Origin of the sequence: Pedobacter agri PB92 (assembly GCF_000258495.1) — a bacterium.
Taxonomy (GTDB): domain Bacteria; phylum Bacteroidota; class Bacteroidia; order Sphingobacteriales; family Sphingobacteriaceae; genus Pedobacter; species Pedobacter agri.
The window spans coordinates 1-20,764 of sequence record NZ_AJLG01000087.1 but is presented as its reverse complement, the minus strand read 5'-3'; the positions used below and the strand labels follow the sequence as shown (position 1 = coordinate 20,764).

Sequence of the window (20,764 nt, the reverse complement as noted above, 5' to 3'; positions counted from 1 at the left end):
AAAAATCCCTGTGAATGAACACTTGGAAACATCTGTTAAAGGTGTATATGCCATTGGAGATGTGATTACAGGTGCTATGTTGGCGCACAAAGCAGAAGATGAAGGAACTTATGTTGCTGAAACTATTGCCGGACAAAAACCGCACATCAACTACAATTTAATTCCGGGTGTAGTTTATACCTGGCCAGAAGTTGCATCTGTTGGTTTAACCGAAGAGCAATTGAAAGAAAAAGGAACAAAATACAAAGCAGGTTCGTTTCCATTCAAAGCAAGTGGTCGTGCGAAAGCAAGTATGGATACCGATGGTTTCATCAAAGTTTTAGCTGATGCTTCTACTGATGAAGTTTTAGGCGTACACATGATTGGGCCACGTGCTGCGGATATGATTGCTGAAGCCGTAATCGCAATGGAATTCCGTGCTTCTGCAGAAGATATTGCCCGTACTTGTCATGCTCACCCAACTTATACTGAAGCGTTGAAAGAAGCTGCATTAGCGGCTACTGATAACAGAGCAATACATATTTAATTAGAAAACCCAGGTTTGTGTCATCACAAACCAAATTAAAATACTAAGCCGATGAGTAATCATCGGCTTTTTTTTGCCCTTACGCATCGCTTTCTGCTTCGTTACTATTCTCCAGAGCCTGACATAGTTGAAAAGCATAGCTCAATTATTTTATTGTATTAAAATGATAAATACATCTTTCAATTGCCGATTGATTTAAGGAACTTTGCGGCACAATCCCGTTCATATAAAAAAACAAGTTTTGGAAGACACAAAGGCAAATCACGAAAGTTTAAATCAGATAGAAGTTAAACCCTTGCCCGCTCAGAGCTCTCCAAACAGAATTCGTTTAGCTGTTTCATTATTTTATTTTGGGCAGGGTATTGCATTTGCATCCTGGGCCAGCCGAATTCCTGATATCAAACACAGTTTAAATTTATCAGATGGGGAATTAGGTAGTATCTTATTAGCACTGCCACTAGGCCAATTGGTAACCATGCCCATTTCTGGTGGTTTGGTAACTAAATACGGAAGTAAAGCAATTCTTACCATCACTGCTCCCTTGTATGTTTTAGCTTTAAGCAATTTGGGTTTAGCAACTGCTTCCTGGCATCTGGCAGCTTTTCTTTTCCTGTTCGGTGTGATTGGCAATATGTGTAACATCGCCGTAAATACGCAGGGCTCTGAAGCAGAAAAACTATTTGGCCGCCCAATTATGACCTCCTTTCACGGTGCCTGGAGTATTGCCGGCTTTACCGGGGCGCTGGTCGGATTGTTAATGGTTAACCTTCATATTGTTCCCTACCATCACTTCTGGATAATTGTTGCACTCATTTTCATCAATGTATTTTTAAATTACAAACATCTTGTTCCTGGTAAAGGCACCGGAGCAGAACGCAAAGGGAAATTATTTATCAAACCTGAAGGAATACTTTTACAGTTAGGTATCATTGGTTTTTGCAGTATGGCTACCGAAGGGGCAATGTTCGATTGGAGTGGTGTTTATTTTAAGGAAATTGTTAAAGCACCATCATCGTTGGTTATTTTAGGTTACGCATCATTTATGGTAATGATGGCCACTGGAAGATTTGTAGGCGATAAAATCATCGCAAAGCTAGGCAGAAAAAAGACCATCCAAATTAGTGGGTTGATCATATCAACAGGAATGTTTATTTCGGTTTTTTTACCTTATGTAGTAACCGCCACAATTGGTTTTATGTTAGTTGGAGTAGGCGTTTCGAGTATTGTTCCTACAGTTTATAGCGTTGCTGGAAAAAATGGTAAAATTTCTGCAGGGATGGCGATTGCCATCGTTTCAAGTGTGAGTTACTTAGGCTTTTTAATGGGCCCGCCGTTAATCGGATACATTTCAGCTTTATCTAGCCTTCGATATTCTTATGCTGTAATTGGATGCTTTGGGTTATTTGTAAGTTTCCTGGTTAGCAAAATGAAAGCTATTGAGTAGGCGGGTTTTTAGTTAAGCTATCTTTCTGAATTACCGGATTATCTTTTTTGATGAGACCGTGTTCTTTCAGTGTTGCGATAGCCAGTTCGATCAATCTTAAATTTTCTTCCTGATGTCCGTGTTGCACCTCTACATTAATATACGGAATATTCTGTTGCATGGCGTAAACCGATAACGAACCATCATTTTCTGCGAATTTTGATTGCAGAATTACGTTTACATTTGCTTTTTTTAAACTTGTAAATAAGCGTGGTTCGGTAACATAAAGTAAATCATCGCCATCCATGCCGAAGTTGATAAATACTGAATCAGCTGTGCTGGATAAATCATAACCTGGAAGGTAAGAGGAAATGCCAAATCCTCCATCGGCATTGTTATGCAAAGTTAAAATGTAACCCAACGACTTTGGGTCGTAAAAGTCCACAATCTGCTTGCCGGCATCCAAGATCAGTTTCTCTACTTCGTTTGAACTGAAATAATCTTTTTTTAATCTGCTGCTTACACCTCGTTGGGTATAAATCGCGTTTGGGTCGATGCGATATTGATCATCCATATGGCTAAAAACGTAATCTCTCACACCTCCATATTGGCTGTCAATCAGCTCGCCGCCGCTCCAGCGGATGTAATCAAAACCTGCTTTTACACCCGTATCTTCATTATCATGAACCACTAAAAACCTCACACCATTGGATTTGTATGAATATTTTACAAGGTTGATATTTAGATCGGAAATTTTAATGAAGGATGAATCGGTGGTCATTGCTGCAAAAACCGGAGGGTGCTGGGCTTTTGCCAAAAAAGATGCGCTGACTAAGATGAGGGATAAAACAACTTTAAGCATACCTCTAATATACAATGTTGGATATTATTTTGTTTGACACACAAGATATTGCACCTCATTTTGTTCTTAAACGGGATGGAAGCGGTATCCTTTTATTGCACAAGCTTTAAGTTTAGGATTGCTTTCACAAAAAGATTTGGCGGACAGCCCGGCTGCAGTAAGCGAAGCGAACCAAAGTACCTTTACTAATAAATATCAATAAAAAAAGGTCGCCTTTGGGGGGCGACCTAATCGATTGTTAATTTGGATGGTATTATATTTTAATGTCCGTGATCTAAATCGTATTCGTTCACATCTTTGTGTTTGTAAGGTTCAACCATTAAATCATCAATGGTTTTTCCTTTTTTATCAAAGCCAAATTTATGAAGCATGTTATCAAAAATCTGGTACATCACGGGTACAACAACCAAAGTCAGGAATAACGAACTTGTTAACCCACCAATGATTACCCAGGCCAAACCATTTTTCCAATCGGCACCAGCACCGCTTGCTAATGCAATCGGCAACATACCAATTACCATGGCAATGGTTGTCATCAAAATCGGGCGTAAACGGGCATGGTTAGCTAAAATTAGCGCTTCATGGGTAGATTTTCCTTGTGCTTTCATTTGGTTCGTAAAATCGACCAAGATAATCGCGTTCTTTGCCACCAAACCCATTAGCATAATGAAACCTAGGATAGTGAAAATACCCAATGCATTATTGGTTAGGGCCAGGGCAAGCAAAGCACCAATTAGTGCAAGCGGTAGCGAGAACATTACCACAAGCGGATAAACAAAACTATCATACAAGGCAACCATAATTAAGTATACCAATACAATTGCCGCAAGTAAGGCGATACCTAAAGTACCAAAACCTTCACTTTGGTTCTCCTGGTCTCCCGCCCAGTAGAAGCTGATTCCTGCAGGTTTTTTTAATTTATCCAATTCAGTTTGGAAGTTGGTTACCACCGTACCCGTTGGAACGCCTACAGTTTGTGCTTTAACGGTTACTGAAGTTGATTTATTTAAACGTTCCAATAAACTTGGTCCTGAACCTTCTTTAATATCCGCAAATTGCGAAAGTTTAATCTGCGCACCAGCTTGGTTGGTGAAAATCAAATTACGTACATCATCAATATCTTTTCTGTCGAAATCTTGATACTGAATGTTGATGTCGTACTCATACTCACCCTGACGGAATTTACCATCCGTGTTACCGGCAAAAGCCGTTTGCATGGTGGCACCAACTGTTTGTAAGGTTAATCCTAACGCCGACATTTTATCGCGATCTACCTTTACGTTAATTTCTGGTGTTCCTTTTTCAACTGAAAGTTTGGTTTGCGTAGCGCCTGGTATTTTTGCAAGCACATTCTGCGCTTTTTGTGCAAAAGCTAATACGCTGTCTAATTCAGAACCCATTACCACCAACTGGATTGGTGCATCATCTGCCGTACCCAAAATACCAATTGGAACGGTTTTGATTTTTGCACCTACCAATACTTTTTCCAATTCACGGGTGTAAGTAGTAGAGATGATATCTGAAGAAAGGTTTCCACGCTCTTCTTTCTCTTTTAATTTTACGTTAATTTCTGATTTATAAGCAGTAGACTGGCTAGCGCCCATACCTTCACTCGATTGACCAACCGTTGCGATGGTTTGGATGACGTCTTTTTGTTTACTTAAGTAATCTTCCGCTTTTTGCGTGTAGAAGTTGGTTTGCTCTAAAGAAACATCTTTAGGCATCTCGATTTGTAGTAAGAACTCACCTTTATCAGATTTAGGGAAGAACTCAAAACCGATATAACCGCCTGCTAACAAACCACAAGATGAGAAGAACAATACCACCATCATTACCAAAGTAAGCGCCTTGTGTTTTAATGTCCATTCTAATAGGTTTGTGATCCACTGGGTAAATTTGCGCAATTGTTTCTCAAACCAAAGGATGAATTTTCCGAAGATGTTTTTACCCTCAATACGCTCTAATTTACCAAAACGAGAGAAAATTAACGGTACAATGGTAAATGAAGCTACCAATGATAACAAGGTAGAAATAATTACCACCACACAAAACTGGCGTAAAATGTTAGCCACCATACCGGTACTAACTGCAATAGGGAAGAACACTACAACAATTACAAACGTAATGGATACAACGGTGAAACCGATCTCGCGAGTAGCATCAGAAGCGGCTCTAACCTTGTTTTTACCCATTTCCATGTGACGTTGGATGTTCTCTAATACCACAATCGCATCATCGACCAGGATACCTACCACCAGGGATAGGCCTAGTAATGACATCAGGTTTAGCGTATACCCAAATAATGCAATACCGATAAATGTTGCGATTAAGGATGCCGGAATCGAAATCATTACAATTACCGCATTACGCAAACTGTGTAAGAAGAAAAGCATCACGATGGCCACTAACACAACGGCAAGCATTAAATCGTGGATAACCGCATCGGCTGATTCTAAGGTATAAACCGAACTATCATTTACAATTTTAATATCTAAACCAACATTTTTATAGTCAGCTTTAAGTTGTTCAATGGTTTGCTTGGTTCCCTCACTCACCGTTACCGCATTGGCATCACTTTGTTTAATAATTTGTACCGCAATAGAGTTGGCACGGTTGATACGGGCAATTTTTTCTGTTTCTTTCTGTGTATCCTGAACATCAGCAATGTCTCCCAAACGAATCTGAGCGCCATCTTTACTGGTGCTTACAACCAGGTTACGCATATCTTCTACATTGGCATACTTGCCAGATAAACGCACCAAAATATCCTGAGCTTTAGTTTTTACACTACCTGTAGGGAAATCCAAGTTTGATGATAAAATAGCTTGTTGAACTGCAGGCACTGATAATCCGTAACCTTGCATTTTCTTAGCATCTAATGCTACTTTAACTTCACGTTCAGAACCACCAATTAGGTTTACCTGGGCAACGCCTGGTACACGGGAAATGATTGGTGCAATACGCTTGTCCATCAAATCGTAGAACGAAATATCATCCATATTGCCTGATGCAGACATGGTAATTACCGGGAAGTCATCCAACGAGAACTTACTTAATGATGGTTGTTTTACATCATCAGGTAAATCTGCCAGGATTGCATTAACTTTCCTTTGTGCATCATTCAAAGCAATATCTATTTCTGCTTTATCTGTTAGTGTAATAATTACTACAGATAAACTTTCATAAGAGTTCGCATTGATTTTTTTGATGTTTTCCATTGAAGAAACAGCATCTTCAATTTTTTTGGTAACGGTACTTTCTACCTCATTAGGTGAAGCACCAGGGTAAATGGTTGAGATAGATACAACGTTTGAAGAGAACTTTGGTAAAAGCTCATATCCTAACGAGAAATAACTCAATAGACCCATCAAAGTTAATGCGGTAAATACCACAATTACCAGCGACGGCCTTTTTATAGATATGTCAGTAATTTTCATTTTCTTTATTTAATATTCAATGGTAAGATTGCGCTTAGAATTAAGTTTACCCTGTCGGGCTGATTAATTCCGCATACTACTTTTTACTTAATTACAGTAACCGCTGTACCGTTGTTCAAGTTAATCTGACCGCTTGTAATTACAGTTTCGCCTTCTTTTAATCCGTCTACAACCTCAACACTTTCGCCTAAAATACGTCCTGAAACAACCTTACGTGTTTGAGCTGTATTATTCGCTTTATCTAAAATATATACTTCGTTGCTACTAACACTACCTACGAAAGCAGTACGAGGAACCAAAATAGCTGGTGCCTGTTTAGGGAATTTAAATACTGCTGTTCCATACATACCTGCTTTTAAGCTGTTTTTAACATTATTGGTTACGACTACTTCAATTGGGAAATTTAAAGTCTCATCCGCTTTAGCAGCTATAAAGGTTACTCTACCAGAAAATTTATCCTGAGGAAAAACTGACGACTGTATCTCCACTGCATCACCAATCTTTAAATTAGCTACCTGACTTTCGTTTACGTTAACTTTCAATTTCAATTTGGAAACATCAACCAATTCGAATAACTGCGTTCCAGGAGCTACAACCGCACCAACTTCGATCATTTTTTTATTAACAATACCGTTGATAGAGGATCTGATGTTTGCATCATTTAATTTGCGTTGCTGAGATTGTAAACGAAGTTTTGCGTTTTGAGTGTTTAAACGAGCCTGATCAACCTGTTGTTGGGTAACCCCACCAGTTTTAAAAGAACTTTCGTAACGTTGTAAGTCTTTCAGCGCATTTTGATAAGTAGCTTCAGCAGTTTCTCTATCTGTGTTTAAAATTTCAGCATCAATTCTAGCCAATACTGTTCCTTTGCTTACACGGCTTCCTTCTTCAACATATATTTTGCTTACACGACCAGAGTTTTCTGCCATAAAGTTTAATTCCTGATTTGCAGCAAAAGTTCCATTTACTGTAAAGTCTAAATTAATTTCTTTACGTTCAACCGAAGCTGTTTTTACAGCAACAGCGCCACTGCCTTTGGCAATAAAAGCAGTTGTTTCTTCTGCCTTCTTCTTGTTGTTATTTAAAACATAAGCAATTGCGCCAATGGCAACAACAACTACAACAATGATTATAATTACTCTTTTCATTTCTATTGTACTAGCGATTTAATATTTCCGTTTGATTTTATTAATTGAATTTCGGCTATTTTATAATTTAATAAAGCCTGGGTGTAACTGTTTTGAGATGAAGTAAGTGAGTTTTCTGTATCTAATAAATCAGTTAAGGTAGCCAACCCATTATTGTAGTTGTTTTGTGTACTTCTGTAAATTTCCTGGGCCAACTCAACGTTTTTACGTTGTGCATTAATGGTATTTAAGTTGTTGCGAAGTTGGATTTTAGCATTTTCATAAGCCAGATTCAACGAGTTAACACTTTCTTTTCTGTCTTCTTTTGCTTTCAAAATTTCCACATTGGCCTGGCGTACTTTTGAGCGTGTTAAAAAACCATTGAAAATTGGGACACGTAAGGTTAAGCCGATGGCTGATGCGCCATAGCCAATTGCTGCTGCATTTGAACTTAAAAAGTCAAAACCATCACTTTGGCTGGAATAAGTATAATTTCCTGTTAGCGATAATGATGGATAATATTCAGCGAGGTAAGCTTTACGCTGTAAACTCAATAACTTATCCTGCGTATCCAGAATTTTCACTTCTGTTCTGTTTGCCAGATTTACCGAATCTGCAAAAACAGGAAGTTGTGCAGCCTGAGTTAACTCAGTTGCGGGTAACTCAATAGGGTTACTCACCGGCATACCCATCGAAAATTTCAATTGATTTTCCAATTGTACAATAGCATTAACCACTTGTTCTCGTTGCGTAGTTAAGTTTGTTAAGTTAACGCTGATCCGGTCAACATCAATTTTCCTGGCTAAGCCGTTTTTGAATTGGTTTGATATCACCTTTTCAACCGTTTTAACATTTTTAATGTTGGTATCAAGTACACTTAGCTGTTCTCTGTTCACTAAAACCTGATAATAGTTATTGGCAACCAGTTCAATGATTTGCTCTTCGGTTAGCTGAGATGTAAGGTTGTAATATTCCTCACTAGAACGTGCAGCCTGCAAACCAGTAAAAACCTGTTGGTTAAATAACTGTTGCGAAAGTTGTACTCCAGCGGTAGAATTCCAGTTCTGCCCTAATTTAATGGCTTGCGCTTGTCCGCCAAAGTCGGCTACCAATTGCCCGATAATTGGGTTATAGGTTAACCCAGCATTACCAGTAAGTTGTGGTAAAGCCTGTGCCCGCACTTCCTGAACTTTATATCGTCCGCCTTCAATGTCGAGTTTTGCCTTACGAACACGGGCATTATTTTGAAGCGCATAAGTAAGCGCATCTTTTAGGGTAACCTGCTGTTGTGCAGCTACCAGTCGTGGTAAACCAATGCCGATAATTAATACGAGCATTAATTTTACCATTTTTACTCTAAGCATAATGTATTGTTTTTTTGTTTTTGGGTTCTTGTATAGTATAATGTAGTTTTATCAGGTATCAAGACGTGATAAAACTATATCTGATTTATTGTTATTCGGGTCTTTGCTCTTTAATCTTTGCTCCTTATTTCTCCTTAGCACTTTAATCCCTTGGTAAAAATCGAAGAAAGGTCTTTTTGCTTCTGCGTCATTTTATTTAATGCTTTTTTATCTGGAAGGATATCTTTAGCTGTTTCCATTACGCACATGGTAGTTAAGCCCATTAAACTTTCTAAGTATAATTCTGCCAGGTGCGACATGTCTTCGTGTGCTATTTCTCCTTTTTCTTTAGCGCTGCCGAAAACCTTTGCGAAAAAATCACGTTCTATGTCTTTTAACCCGTTAAGTTTGGTTTTAATGGCTTCATCGTTGAGTAAATCAGGAACACCTTCTGCAATTTTTAGCATATAGTATTTCTGAAAAAAAGTGTTTCTCACATCAATAGTGTTAAACAAAATCGTTTCCAGTTCCAGTTCCGGATTATATTTCTTTTGTATGGCTTCAAAAAACTCATTGAAAATCTTCTCTATCACACCAAGAATTAAGTGTTTCTTATCCGGAAAATAATAATACAGAGATGGTTTTGACACGGAAAGATCTTCAGCAATATCGTTCATTGTTGTTTTTCCAATTCCGAAATGACTAAATCTCTTAATGGCGCCCTCAATAATTTGTTCTCGCTTTTTATCAGCTACAATCATTTTACTTTTCTACTTTCTGACTTTTTTAATATTTTAGTCAAAAATAGATGTTAAATTTGAGATGTTAATCAATTGATTGAGAAATTGTCATAAGCTTACATTTGAATGACATTATAAATCTTTCTTGTTGGTTTATATTGTATTACGATAAAAATTATGCCTGTGATAACGATTTTAATTAACCTGATGATTCTCATTTTAACCATTGTAGCGATGGAGTGTTTATCGTGGTTTATTCATAAATATTTGTTTCATGGGCCGTTATGGTTTATGCATAAAAGTCATCATCAAAAATCACATTCGTTTTTCGAATGGAATGACTTGTTTGCCATACTATTTGCAGGGCTATCGCTTTACTTAATGTATATTGATCGGGATAATTTTGGCGTTAGATTTTTTATAGGATTAGGGATAACCTTATATGGCTTAATATATTTTATCGTTCATGATTGGTTTGTTCACCGAAGATTCAAAACCTTTAAAAGCAATAACACCTATTTGAAAGCAGTGAGGAAGGCGCATAAAATCCACCATAAAAACCAGGGCAAGGAGCGAAGCAAAGCTTTCGGTTTACTGTTCGTAAGAAAGGATATTTTAAACAGTTAAACTTTTGTATTAATCAGTCGTTCCCTAATAATTCTAAACTTCTGCTATGAAAAATTTCCTTTGTCTATTAGTAATTATGTTATTAATGTATTCCTGTATAAATAAAACAGATAAAGACCGGGCAATTGAACTCGTTGAATCGAAATATGAAAGTTCAGGTCAAAAACTTAATTTCGATGAAGCGAAACTCGACAGTTTATATAACATACAGCCTAGGGCTTATGCTGATAGTATTAAAAAAGGGAATGAGTTAGATGATACACTTGCTGTTTTGGAAAGCCAGATTGAACATCTTAGCCAGAAGGAGTCGGATAGCGTAGGTTTGATTAGTGCTGCGCTAACCAAAAGGCGTTATCAATTGCTTGAAATTACAAAAACAAAACCACAGTTTGTAGGGTGGAAGTTGTCGGGCGTTAGGATAAAAAACGTTAAAAGAGAGGTAATCAGTTTTAACTTTAATAAAGAGATCACGGAAATTGTAGATTAATCTACTCGCTCTCCAATGATTTGATTGATAATATCATCTCATTTTGTTTTACTTTTGTGCGCAAACACAAAATCAATATGCTTCAAATTCAGGAAAACATTTCGCTTAAGCCCTATAATTCATTTGGTATCGATGTTAAGGCAAGTTACTTCGCCGTAAATTTTTTCTGAAGCAGACTTAAAAAGTTTATTTGAAGATGAGGTGACCAAATCGCAAAAGCTTCTGGTGATCGGTGGAGGCAGCAATGTGCTTTTCACAAAAGATTACGAAGGGTTGGTAATCAAAATCAGCATTAAAGGAATCGAATCAATAGCAGATGGTGGGCAAATTCTTGTCACTGCGGGTGCAGGAGAAGTCTGGAACGACTTTGTAAATTACTGTGTTGAACACAATTTCGCAGGCGTAGAAAATTTAAGTTTAATTCCCGGAACAGTTGGGGCATCGCCCATTCAAAACATTGGTGCTTACGGCATAGAGCTTAAAGATGTTTTTGAAAGCTGTGCGGCTTTCGAAATTAAGACAGGTCAAATTAAAACCTTCAATTTCAACGAGTGCCATTTTGGATACCGTGAAAGTATTTTCAAAGGCGAATTAAAAGGTCAATATATCATCACATCAGTAACTTTCCGTTTGTCTACACAGCCGGCTATCAATACTTCGTACGGCGCAATTGAAACTGAATTACAGCATAGAGGAATTGAAAAGCCAACTATTGCTGATGTCTCTGCGGCAGTTTCTCATATTCGGGTAAGTAAACTGCCAGATCCTTCTACTATAGGAAATGCAGGAAGTTTCTTTAAAAACCCGGTGATCGATAAACATGAGTTTGCGGAAGTGGTGGCTAAACATCCCGATGTGGTACATTATCCTACTGCTGATCATAAAATCAAACTTGCTGCGGGCTGGTTAATTGAGCAATGTGGCTGGAAAGGAAAAATAGTTGGTCAAACCGGAACCTGGAAAAATCAGGCTTTGGTATTGGTTAACCATGGTGACGCTACTGGCACGGAAGTATTTGATTTTTCTGAACAGATTATAGACAGTGTGAAGTCTAGTTTTGGAGTCACTTTAGAACGCGAAGTAAATATTCTGTGACGAAAGTGCGTATTAAACAGATTTGAAACTTCCACAGCTGTGCCAAAAAAAAGTTGGTATTAAGTTTGTTTAGGTTAGATTGAATGAACATCAATTCATTTTTTTATCTTACCTAAAGCTACATATCATGACAAAATTTGAATTCAACCATCTGGTTAACCATCACTCAGTATCATTAAGATCATATGCTTTAAACTTCACTAAAGATGCGGAAGATGCCAATGATTTAGTTCAGGATACGATGTTGAAAGCAATCACTTATTACAATAAGTTTAAAGAAGGTACGAATTTAAAAGGTTGGTTGTTTACCATCATGAAAAATACCTTTATCAATAACTACCGTCGTTTAGTTAAAACAAATACATTAATTACGCAAAGCGAAGATATCTCTTCAGCAAACTTATCATATAGCGCAACTAAAAATCAGGCGGAAAGTAAATTTGTGCTTGGTGATATTGATAAGGCCTTGGCGCAATTACCTGAAGAATATTATGTGCCTTTTATCCGCTATTTCGAAGGTTATAAATACCACGAAATCGCAGATATGCTACAAATCCCAATCGGTACAGTAAAAACCCGTATCCACGTAGCAAGAGGAATTTTGAAAAAATACTTGAAAACATACGCTAAAGATACTGCCCTTTCAGAAGTGGCTTAAAACACATCGAATGAAAAACAGAAAGTCTCAACGAAAGTTGAGACTTTTTTTTATGTTTTTTTTACAGCTTGCAGGGCGCTAAATTAATCGTTTCACGTATTTCAAATAATCTGTGCCTGCCATAAAGTTTGGTAAATATTCAATTGTGAAGAATAAAATAAAATTTGCCGAGAAAATCGTGTAAAGCAAAAGGCCCGGAAAAAATCCAGGCCTTATTTGCTTATCATATATTTGGTTAGTTGATTCTTATGTTTACTTTCAACAATTCGCCTTCTCTTTCATTTCGAAACAAATGCAAACCTCGAACAATATTGCGTTTTAAGGGTTATTTGCAGTGTTTTTGTTTTGTGGATATAAAGATAAGGGAAATTTTAAATTTGTCAAGCTTTTTTTATCTTTTTAATTATTTCTTTTGCTGCCACTTGGCCTGATATGATTGCAGGAGGCACTCCAGGGCCTGGAACCGTTAATTGACCAGTATATAACATGTTTGTTACTTTACGGTTTTTCATTTTTGGTTTCAAAAAAGCGGTTTGTTTCAAAGTGTTTGCCAAGCCGTATGCATTTCCTTTATAGGCATGGTAATCTTCTACAAAATCATTCATGGCATAACTTCGCTTAAAAAGAATGTTTTTGCTAATGTCGTTTCCGGTTAAGTCTTTGAAACGCTGAACAAGCAGGTTGAAATACTCTTCGCGTTTGGCTTCACTGTCTTGTAATCCCGGCGCAACGGGGATTAAAAAAAATAAATTTTCACATCCTGGAGGAGCAACATGCTCATCCGTTACCGATGGACAGCAAGCATAAAATAAAGGTTTTGCCGGCCACTTTGCATTGGTGTAAATTTCCTCTGCATGCTCATCAAAATTTTCATCGAAAAATAAATTATGATGAAGTACATGCTGTAATTTTTTATCTAAAGCAATATAAAATAGCAAACAGGAGGGGGCCATGGTTCTGGATTCCCAGTATTTTTCGTCATAGTTTCGGTAAGCTCGATCTAACAGCTGCTGATCAATGTGGTGATAATCTGCATTGCCAATCAAAAAATCGGTTTTAAAGTTTCCCTTGTTGGTGATTAACTCTTCTGCAACATTATTTCTAACTACAATGCTTTTTACCTCGGTATCAAATTTAAATTTTACACCCTGCTGTTCGGCAATGGTTTGCATGGCAGCTACAATTTTATGCATGCCTCCAATCGGATACCAGGTGCCCAGAATCAAGTCAGCATAATTCATTAAACTATATAATGCAGGTGTGTTTTGCGGCGTGGCGCCCAAAAACAAAACCGGAAACTCTAAAAGTTTGCGCAGTTTTTCATTTTTAAAAAGCTGATGTACATGTGTACGCATATTGCCCAATAGCTGAAGTTTAATGCCGCTAATGGCTAATCTGGGATCAAAGTATTCCATCACACTGTGCGACGGTTTGAATACATATTCGTTCATGCCTACATCGTACTTGTATTTGGCTTGCTTTAAAAAAGAATCAAGATTTTTGCTGCTGTTGGGTTCCAACTTTTCGAAAAGCTGATAGAGTTCTTCCTGCGTAGATGGCACATCAAGGGTATCTTCTTTTCCGAAATAAATCCTGTAAGAGGGGCTTAATCTTTTTAAGTCATAGAAATCAGCTGTGGTTTTTCCGAAAATTTGATAAAAATTCTCAAATACATCAGGCATCCAATACCAGCTGGGGCCCATGTCAAAGATAAATCCATCTTTTTCCCATGTTCTGGCCCTGCCTCCAGCCATTTCATTTTTTTCTAAAACAGTAACGTCAAAGCCATCTTTAGCTAAAAGTGCAGCAGCAGAAAGCCCTGCGAAACCAGCACCAATAATGGTTACCGTTGGTTTTTTATCCATAATGTAAATAAAAGGATTTTTGATGGTTTTGTTTGGTCTAATTGCTACACCTTATTAAAAATGATATAAAGTTTTTAATGTAGCATTGAAATGTTATTTTGTGGGATTCTCTGTGTTATTGTACATATCCGTTAAAATCAGTCATTAAATCCAAATTCGTTATGAGATCAGCTGCTATATTTTTACTTTTCACTTTTGCTTTCATGTTAAATTCTTTTGCTCAGGAGATTGATACGAAAAAGTTAGACAGCTTTTTTTACGCATTAAAGGATCAAAATAAAAGCATGGGCAGTTTTGCCGTCGCTAAAAATAGTAAAATTGTTTATGAGACATCTACAGGGTATAGCGCTTTAAGTCCAGATAGTATTTTAGCCAGTTCGGCTACACAATATAGAATAGGCTCAATTTCTAAAATGTTTACAGCTGTAATGATTTTCCAGCTTATTGATGAAGGCAAGCTATCGTTAGATACCAAATTATCTAAATATTTTCCTCAGATGCCTAGGGCTCAAGAGATCTCGATCAGGAATTTACTGTCACATACGAGTGGCTTAATGGATTATGTGAATGATGTTGTGGATAAAGATTGGATTACCAACCCGCATCCGGCAGCTGAATTGCTGGATACGATTGCTAAGCGGAAATTGCATTTCGCTCCGGGAGAAAAGCAGCAGTACAGCAACTCGGGTTACTTGTTAATGGGTTACATTCTCGAAAAAATAACTGGTAAAAAGTATAGCAAGCTGCTGGAAACGAGAATTGTAAAAAAGATAAATCTAAAAAATACCGTCTCCTCAATAGCGAACAACCTCGGAAAAGAGGAAGCTAAACCTTATAGAATGATTAAGAATTGGAATGATATCAAAGATATCTACTTTCCGAATGTAATTGGTGTTGGCGATATTTTATCTACACCTGCAGATTTGCTCGTCTTTATAAATGCATTATCAACAGGCACACTGATCAGCAAGGCAAGTTATGCTCAGATGAGTACTTTTAATGGTCGAGATAGTTTTGGTATGGGTTTAATCAGCGTTCCGTTTTACAGCCAGGTAGGTGTTGGGCACAATGGTGGTACTTATGGTAGTTACAGCGCAGTTTACTATTTTAAAGAAAGCGGAATCTCAATTGCTTCTTGCATAAATGGCTTAAACTATCCCTTAAATGATATTAATATTGCGGTATTGCAAATTAGCAACGGGATGCCGTTTAAAACACCCAATTTTAAAGCGATGCAATTAACTGCCGAAGAATTGAAGGCTTATTCTGGTGTTTATGTTAACAAAATGCTTCCTTTTAAAATGACGATTGCTGAAAACAATGGTACGTTAACCGCTCAGGCAACAGGTCAATCGGCATTTCCAATAGAAGCTGTATCGAAAGGTGTATTTAAGTTTGATGGTGCAGGAATTGTTTTAGAATTTAATTTAGAGAAAAAAAAATGACTTTAAAGCAAGGCGGGCAGAAGTTCATTTTCAATAAACAGGATAATTAATGAAGGGTAAATAGGTAGCATAAATGACCTTTATCATAAGGAGTGTACATCTTATCACCGATCTATTAAACCAATTCACTTTTCTTACCTTTGACCCCACACATGATTAAAAATAGTATTTTATTTTTCCTGCTTTTGGTTTCAACATGCATTTGCAAAGCTCAACTGTCGGCCAAAGAAATTGCGGTTTTAAAAAGCGATTTAGTTAAGGCGGTAGAAAGTTCCAAGCTTACAGATTCTTTACATGAGAAACTCTCAAAACTACCAAACCGATCAGGGCTTCTTACTGCTTATTTAGGAACCTTGGAAGCACTAAAAGCGAAACATGCATGGAATCCCTACAATAAAATAAAATACGTTAAAGTTTCTTTGAAAACCATGCAAAAAGCTGTTGACATGGATAAAGAAAATTTAGAAATCCGTTTCATGCGCTTTTCAATTGAACATTTCACACCCGGTTTTCTGGGTTTTAGTAAAGATTTGGATGTAGATCGGAAAGAGATTGTTAAACATTACCAAAACCGCAATTTCGGAATAGCCGATGATGGCCTAATCAAAAGTGTTGCTAAATTTATGGTAGATAGTAAACGTTGTACGGCTGAAGAAATCAAAATTTTAAAGAAATTTATTTAAATGAACTATATCTATCTACTCATAAACATTGCTGTTATTTTCTTTCCATTCATATTGTCGTTTGATAAGAAGGTATACTTTTTTAGCAAATGGAAATTTGTGGTGCCCGCCATTCTAATTACGGGTATTGTTTTTTTAATATGGGATTTGCTGTTTGTTAAACTCAACGTATGGTCCTTCAACCCCGATTATTTAATTGGCATCAGCTTATGGGGATTACCTTTGGAGGAAATGTTATTTTTCCTGACTGTGCCATATGCCTGCATTTTTATTTACGAATGTTTAAATGCCTATTTCCCTAAAAACGAATTACAAAAATACAGTTTGGCTGTAAGCCATGCCTTGCTCGGAATTTGTTTCGCTATTCTTTTTTTTGGCTACAGCCGCTGGTACACACTTATTAATTTCGGCTTTTTATTTGTGGTGTTATTTGCCGTAGAATATGTAAATCATAAACTAAGGTTTATGTACAAATTTTACCGTGCATATTTGGTTTCATTAATTCCTTTTTACATTGTCAATGGCTTTCTAACAGCCATTCCGGTGGTAATTTATAATAACAATGAAAACTTAAATTTTAGAGTAGGCACCATTCCTTTCGAAGATCATTTTTATTTAATGTCGTTACTTTTAATGAATGTTTATTTATATGAATATTTTAAAAGCAGGGCAATAAAAAAAGAACTGTCTTAAGGATTTTTTGGAAATGAAAGGGCAGAATGCATGGCGGTTTCCAGCCCTGCCATTCGTTTCAATCTTTTTTGGCAACGTGATCGCATATTTATGGGAGGTGCTGCAAAAAAGTATTTCCACTGCTGTTAGGTTTATCAACAATGTTTCTGCGCCTCGCTAACCCCAAAAATGAAAAGCGAGTTTTGCCATCTAGCCCCGATTGAAGCGGGCACGAAGTAAAGCGGAAAGCGGGAAGAAAGTTATTACTTTGTACAACAATTGCGCATCTAAAAAATAGAAAATTAATAAATGGATTTACCGGTTTACACCAAACAACAACTCGCTTTGCGGAACGGACAGGACAAACCGCAAATTTGGGTAGCTTACAAAGGCTTGATTTACGATATGACGGAGAGCCGTTTATGGCGCAATGGTAAACATTATGAGCATTGGGCCGGACAAGATTTAACAGATGAATTGCCTGATGCACCACATACTGAGGCGGTTTTTGAGAAATTTATTCCTATAGCCAAAATGATCTAAACAAAAAAGCCGCAGATTTGCAGATCATTTTTTTAATCAGCAAATCTGCGGCTAAATCTTTATATCGAATTAAGCTTCTATTGTGAACGAACTTAAACTTACAAATTGCTGAATTCTTGCTGCAACTTCTTCTTCGGTAAGGTTTAACAATTTCTCTGTACCAAATTTCTCTACACAGAAAGAAGCCAATGCCGAGCCGTAAATAATTGCGTTTTTCATATTGTTGAAATTAATGGTTCCAACTTTGGCTAAATATCCAATGAAACCACCTGCGAAGGTGTCACCTGCTCCCGTTGGATCAAACACTTCAGCCAGTGGTAATGCCGGAGCAGAGAAAATCTGGTCTTCGTGAAATAATAATGCGCCGTGTTCTCCTTTTTTAATAATCAGGTATTTTGGTCCCATAGTAAGGATTTTCTTTGCAGCCTTAACTAAGGAATATTCGCCCGATAATTGACGTGCTTCAGCATCGTTAATGGTTAAAACATCCACTAATTTGATGGTTTCCAATAAATCATCCATCATAATATCCATCCAGAAGTTCATCGTATCCATCACGATTAATTTCGGGCGGTTTTTTAAGCGTTCAATTACTGTTCGTTGTACCTGTGGTGTTAAGTTGCCTAACATTAAATATTCACAATCCTGGTAACTTTCCGGAATAATTGGGTCGAAATTTTCCAATACATTTAATTCGGTGATTAAGGTATCGCGACTGTTCATGTCGTTATGGTATTTTCCCGACCAGAAAAAAGATTTTTCTCCGGCTTTAATTTGTAAACCTTCGGTATCAATGCCGTGTTTGCTAAAAGTATCTATATCCGATTTCAAAAAATCATCACCTACAACTGCCACAATTTTTGCTTTGTTGTAAAAGTAAGAAGCAGCTAAACTTGCATATGTTGCCGCACCACCCACTATTTTATCCGTTTTCCCGAAAGGAGTTTCAATAGCATCAAAAGCTACAGTACCTATGATTATCAGACTCATATATTTTATTTTGAATTTTTTTTAAAAATTTTTCACTGCAAATATTGCATAAATAATTTAAAAGCCCTAATATTGCATTCCCAAAACGAACAAGGGTATGCGAGCTGCAAAGCACACAGAACCCCGTTTTAGGAAACAACCAGCACTCCTTCTTAGCTCAGCTGGTTGAGTCCCGCAACTGCGGGATTAATCAGAGTTAAGAGTGCTAAAGGATTTTAGCGATTTTTTTTACAAACCAGAATAAATATTCCTTCTTAGCTCAGCTGGTTAGAGCATCTGACTGTTAATCAGAGGGTCGCTGGTTCGAGCCCAGCAGAGGGAGCAAAATCCTCACAGTAATGTGGGGATTTTTTATGACAAAATTGCCAAAGGATTTTGGTAAGTTTACCAATAACCAGGAAAAATATTCCTTCTTAGCTCAGCTGGTTAGAGTCCCGTAGGTACGGGATTAATCAGAGGAAAAAGAAGATGAGAGAAAATATTCCTTCTTAGCTCAGCTGGTTAGAGCATCTGACTGTTAATCAGAGGGTCGCTGGTTCGAGCCCAGCAGAAGGAGCTTGAAAATTCAAGCCAAGCCTCACTCCGTCCGAGTGAGGCTTTTTTTTTTTGTTATTTTTTTTAGTAGCTCCACCCATCAAATGTCTCATGACTACCTGGATTAATAGTGTTCGCTAGGGACTATAAACCGAATGTTAAGTAAGCTTAGCCAGAGGGTTTGAAAGTTCAAGGTTAGCCCTATTCTGCTGGAGTGGTTTTTTTGTTATATTGAGTTATGTTTTACATCTATATTCTTTATTCCAAAAGCTCTGAAAAATTTTATATTGGTTATACAGGTAATATTGAGAAACGCGTAAACGAACATAATAACAGCGAACGAAACACCTACACCTCAAAGCATAGACCCTGGGTGCTGGCGGCAGCTTTTGAATGTGGAGAAGTAGAAGCTGAAGCCATGAAAATTGAAAAATTTATTAAAAAACAAAAAAGCCGTAGTCTTATCGAAAAGCTTATTAATGGTAATGAGTTTAATGGGATTCTTGCGCAGCTGGTTAGAGTCCCGAAAGTACGGGATTAATCAGAGGGTCGCTGGTTCGAGCCCAGCAGAAGGAGCTTGAAAATTCAAGCCAAGCCTCACTCCGCCCGAGTGGGGCTTTTTTTTATTCTTTGTTTTTTTATTAGCTGATCTGCTTGGCGTCCCGTAGGGATTAATTAGAGATTCACCCTGGGATATAAACTTTGTTTCATGAAACTAGATTGATGAGCTAAAATCTATCATGCAAGCTACGATTAATCGAGTTTAAGGTTTTGAATTATTTTTGAAAAACTTTATAATAACTTCATCGGCTTCTGAAGGAAAAGTGTGATTTCCAGAATGTGAATACCATACAAAGGGACTATGAGTGCTGGAAGGATAAATTATAGCATTTTGAGCATAAAAATTTCCTTGTTTTGTACATCCATTTATTTTCATTATCTCCTGGCACATTAATTTTTGCCAAAAAGGCTTCACCAATGGATCATTTTCTCCCATAATGTGAATAGCAGGCTTAGGTTTGATCAACTTTAAAATCTTTCCGGCTACGGCAGCTGATGGTGCAAAAGCTGCAAATTGATCTCCCTTGGTAGCCCAAAGCAGATAAGTAAAGCCACCACCATTCGAATGTCCTGTAGCGTATATACGCTTCTCATCAACTTTATAATCATGTTTGAGGGTTTTTAACATAGCATCAAAGAAAATAAGATCTCTATCACCCATATCGCCAGGTCCTTTTTGCCATCCAGAGCGAATCCCCTTCGGATCTGTTAGCTGTCCTGGAGTATTCAGTCCTTGTGGATATACAATAATGGCTTCTGGCCAAAGCTTTTCATATGCCCTGTTCTTCATCAGGTTTGTCATGTTTCCCCCATGTCCGTGAAAGGCAAAAATAATTGGAGTAGAGTTTGTTTTAGCTGTAGTCGGAATGGAGACTAAAGCTTCTCTCTTAACATTATTTAGCATCCAGTGCATTAATTTTATTTCGGGGTCATCTTGTTTCGGCGCACCATTAGCAATAGAGATATTAAAAATCATCACAATGATTGAAATATACTTTACAACGATTGATGATGCAGGAGTTTTGAACATAGCGGTATGACAACCAATAATTCTTTTGGTTTAATTTATTTAAAACAACAGTCAACTCAATTACTAATTTTTAAATAAAACATTCCAAGTTCTTTTAAGCAAAAAAAACGGCAACT

At 37.3% G+C, this 20,764-nt stretch carries 19 protein-coding genes and 2 tRNA genes; 13 read left to right on the top strand and 8 right to left on the bottom strand.

Features of this window, described 5'->3' with window-relative positions:
* Positions 1-526 (top strand): FAD-dependent oxidoreductase (locus ON09_RS13640; protein WP_010601622.1); only part of this gene is annotated, 526 nt, incomplete at its 5' end.
* 241 nt (positions 527-767) lie between these two features.
* On the top strand, positions 768-1,970 hold the full coding sequence (locus ON09_RS13635) for an MFS transporter (protein ID WP_010601621.1): 1,203 nt from the start codon (positions 768-770) through the stop codon (positions 1,968-1,970).
* Here ON09_RS13635 and ON09_RS13630 read toward each other — a convergent pair.
* From ON09_RS13630 to ON09_RS13610, 5 genes are all read right to left on the bottom strand, one after another.
* Complete coding sequence (locus tag ON09_RS13630) at positions 1,960-2,811, bottom strand: hypothetical protein (protein ID WP_010601620.1); 852 nt, start codon at positions 2,809-2,811, stop codon at positions 1,960-1,962. The genes ON09_RS13635 and ON09_RS13630 overlap by 11 nt on opposite strands.
* A 260-nt stretch (positions 2,812-3,071) precedes the next feature.
* Positions 3,072-6,248 carry an efflux RND transporter permease subunit gene (locus tag ON09_RS13625; RefSeq protein ID WP_010601619.1) on the bottom strand — a complete coding sequence of 1,059 codons (3,177 nt, stop codon included), beginning with the start codon at positions 6,246-6,248 and terminating at the stop codon, positions 3,072-3,074.
* 83 nt (positions 6,249-6,331) lie between these two features.
* Positions 6,332-7,396 carry an efflux RND transporter periplasmic adaptor subunit gene (locus ON09_RS13620; RefSeq protein ID WP_010601618.1) on the bottom strand — a complete coding sequence of 355 codons (1,065 nt, stop codon included), beginning with the start codon at positions 7,394-7,396 and terminating at the stop codon, positions 6,332-6,334.
* Between the two features lie 2 nt (positions 7,397-7,398).
* Positions 7,399-8,739 carry a TolC family protein gene (locus ON09_RS13615; RefSeq protein WP_010601617.1) on the bottom strand — a complete coding sequence of 447 codons (1,341 nt, stop codon included), beginning with the start codon at positions 8,737-8,739 and terminating at the stop codon, positions 7,399-7,401.
* A 134-nt stretch (positions 8,740-8,873) separates the two neighbouring features.
* Positions 8,874-9,479 (bottom strand): TetR/AcrR family transcriptional regulator, encoded by a 606-nt coding sequence (locus ON09_RS13610; RefSeq protein WP_010601616.1) that lies wholly within the window; start codon positions 9,477-9,479, stop codon positions 8,874-8,876.
* Between the two features lie 156 nt (positions 9,480-9,635).
* Between ON09_RS13610 and ON09_RS13605 the strand changes: the two genes are divergently transcribed.
* The 4 genes from ON09_RS13605 to ON09_RS13590 all read left to right on the top strand — a co-directional run bounded on the left by ON09_RS13605 (position 9,636) and on the right by ON09_RS13590 (position 12,325).
* Complete coding sequence (locus tag ON09_RS13605) at positions 9,636-10,085, top strand: sterol desaturase family protein (RefSeq protein ID WP_010601615.1); 450 nt, start codon at positions 9,636-9,638, stop codon at positions 10,083-10,085.
* Between the two features lie 46 nt (positions 10,086-10,131).
* Positions 10,132-10,572, top strand: a complete 441-nt coding sequence (locus ON09_RS13600; RefSeq protein ID WP_157258957.1) for a hypothetical protein — start codon at positions 10,132-10,134, stop codon at positions 10,570-10,572.
* A 201-nt stretch (positions 10,573-10,773) separates the two neighbouring features.
* The gene (gene murB / locus ON09_RS13595; RefSeq protein ID WP_010601613.1) at positions 10,774-11,667 is read left to right on the top strand and encodes a UDP-N-acetylmuramate dehydrogenase; all 894 of its coding nucleotides are present in this window, start codon (positions 10,774-10,776) and stop codon (positions 11,665-11,667) included.
* A 127-nt stretch (positions 11,668-11,794) separates the two neighbouring features.
* A complete protein-coding gene (locus ON09_RS13590; RefSeq protein ID WP_010601612.1) occupies positions 11,795-12,325 on the top strand; it encodes an RNA polymerase sigma factor in 531 nt (176 codons plus the stop codon).
* 380 nt (positions 12,326-12,705) lie between these two features.
* On the opposite strand, the gene ON09_RS13585 is transcribed toward ON09_RS13590, so the two are convergent.
* Positions 12,706-14,190: a phytoene desaturase family protein gene (locus tag ON09_RS13585; RefSeq protein ID WP_010601611.1), complete on the bottom strand. Its 1,485-nt coding sequence runs from the start codon at positions 14,188-14,190 to the stop codon at positions 12,706-12,708.
* Positions 14,191-14,351: 161 nt separating this feature from the next.
* On the opposite strand from ON09_RS13585, the gene ON09_RS13580 reads away from it, so the two are divergent.
* From ON09_RS13580 to ON09_RS13565, 4 genes are all read left to right on the top strand, one after another.
* The gene (locus tag ON09_RS13580) at positions 14,352-15,635 is read left to right on the top strand and encodes a serine hydrolase domain-containing protein (protein WP_010601610.1); all 1,284 of its coding nucleotides are present in this window, start codon (positions 14,352-14,354) and stop codon (positions 15,633-15,635) included.
* Positions 15,636-15,787: 152 nt separating this feature from the next.
* Positions 15,788-16,318, top strand: coding sequence for a hypothetical protein (locus ON09_RS13575; RefSeq protein WP_010601609.1), 531 nt, complete (start codon positions 15,788-15,790; stop codon positions 16,316-16,318).
* Positions 16,319-17,011 (top strand): lycopene cyclase domain-containing protein, encoded by a 693-nt coding sequence (locus ON09_RS13570; RefSeq protein ID WP_010601608.1) that lies wholly within the window; start codon positions 16,319-16,321, stop codon positions 17,009-17,011.
* Positions 17,012-17,299: 288 nt separating this feature from the next.
* Positions 17,300-17,533: a cytochrome b5 domain-containing protein gene (locus ON09_RS13565; RefSeq protein WP_010601607.1), complete on the top strand. Its 234-nt coding sequence runs from the start codon at positions 17,300-17,302 to the stop codon at positions 17,531-17,533.
* 69 nt (positions 17,534-17,602) lie between these two features.
* Here ON09_RS13565 and ON09_RS13560 read toward each other — a convergent pair whose 3' ends face one another.
* Positions 17,603-18,523 (bottom strand): PfkB family carbohydrate kinase, encoded by a 921-nt coding sequence (locus ON09_RS13560; RefSeq protein ID WP_010601606.1) that lies wholly within the window; start codon positions 18,521-18,523, stop codon positions 17,603-17,605.
* A gap of 248 nt (positions 18,524-18,771) precedes the next feature.
* On the opposite strand from ON09_RS13560, the gene ON09_RS13555 reads away from it, so the two are divergent.
* From ON09_RS13555 to ON09_RS13545, 3 genes are all read left to right on the top strand, one after another.
* Positions 18,772-18,845 (top strand) — tRNA-Asn (locus ON09_RS13555).
* 160 nt (positions 18,846-19,005) lie between these two features.
* Positions 19,006-19,079: transfer RNA gene (locus ON09_RS13550), tRNA-Asn, on the top strand.
* Positions 19,080-19,295: 216 nt separating this feature from the next.
* The gene (locus tag ON09_RS13545) at positions 19,296-19,598 is read left to right on the top strand and encodes a GIY-YIG nuclease family protein (protein ID WP_010601605.1); all 303 of its coding nucleotides are present in this window, start codon (positions 19,296-19,298) and stop codon (positions 19,596-19,598) included.
* Positions 19,599-19,820: 222 nt separating this feature from the next.
* Here the strand turns inward: ON09_RS13545 and ON09_RS13540 are convergent, their stop codons facing one another.
* Positions 19,821-20,648: an alpha/beta hydrolase family esterase gene (locus ON09_RS13540; protein ID WP_010601604.1), complete on the bottom strand. Its 828-nt coding sequence runs from the start codon at positions 20,646-20,648 to the stop codon at positions 19,821-19,823.
* Between the last annotated feature and the right edge of the window lie 116 nt (positions 20,649-20,764).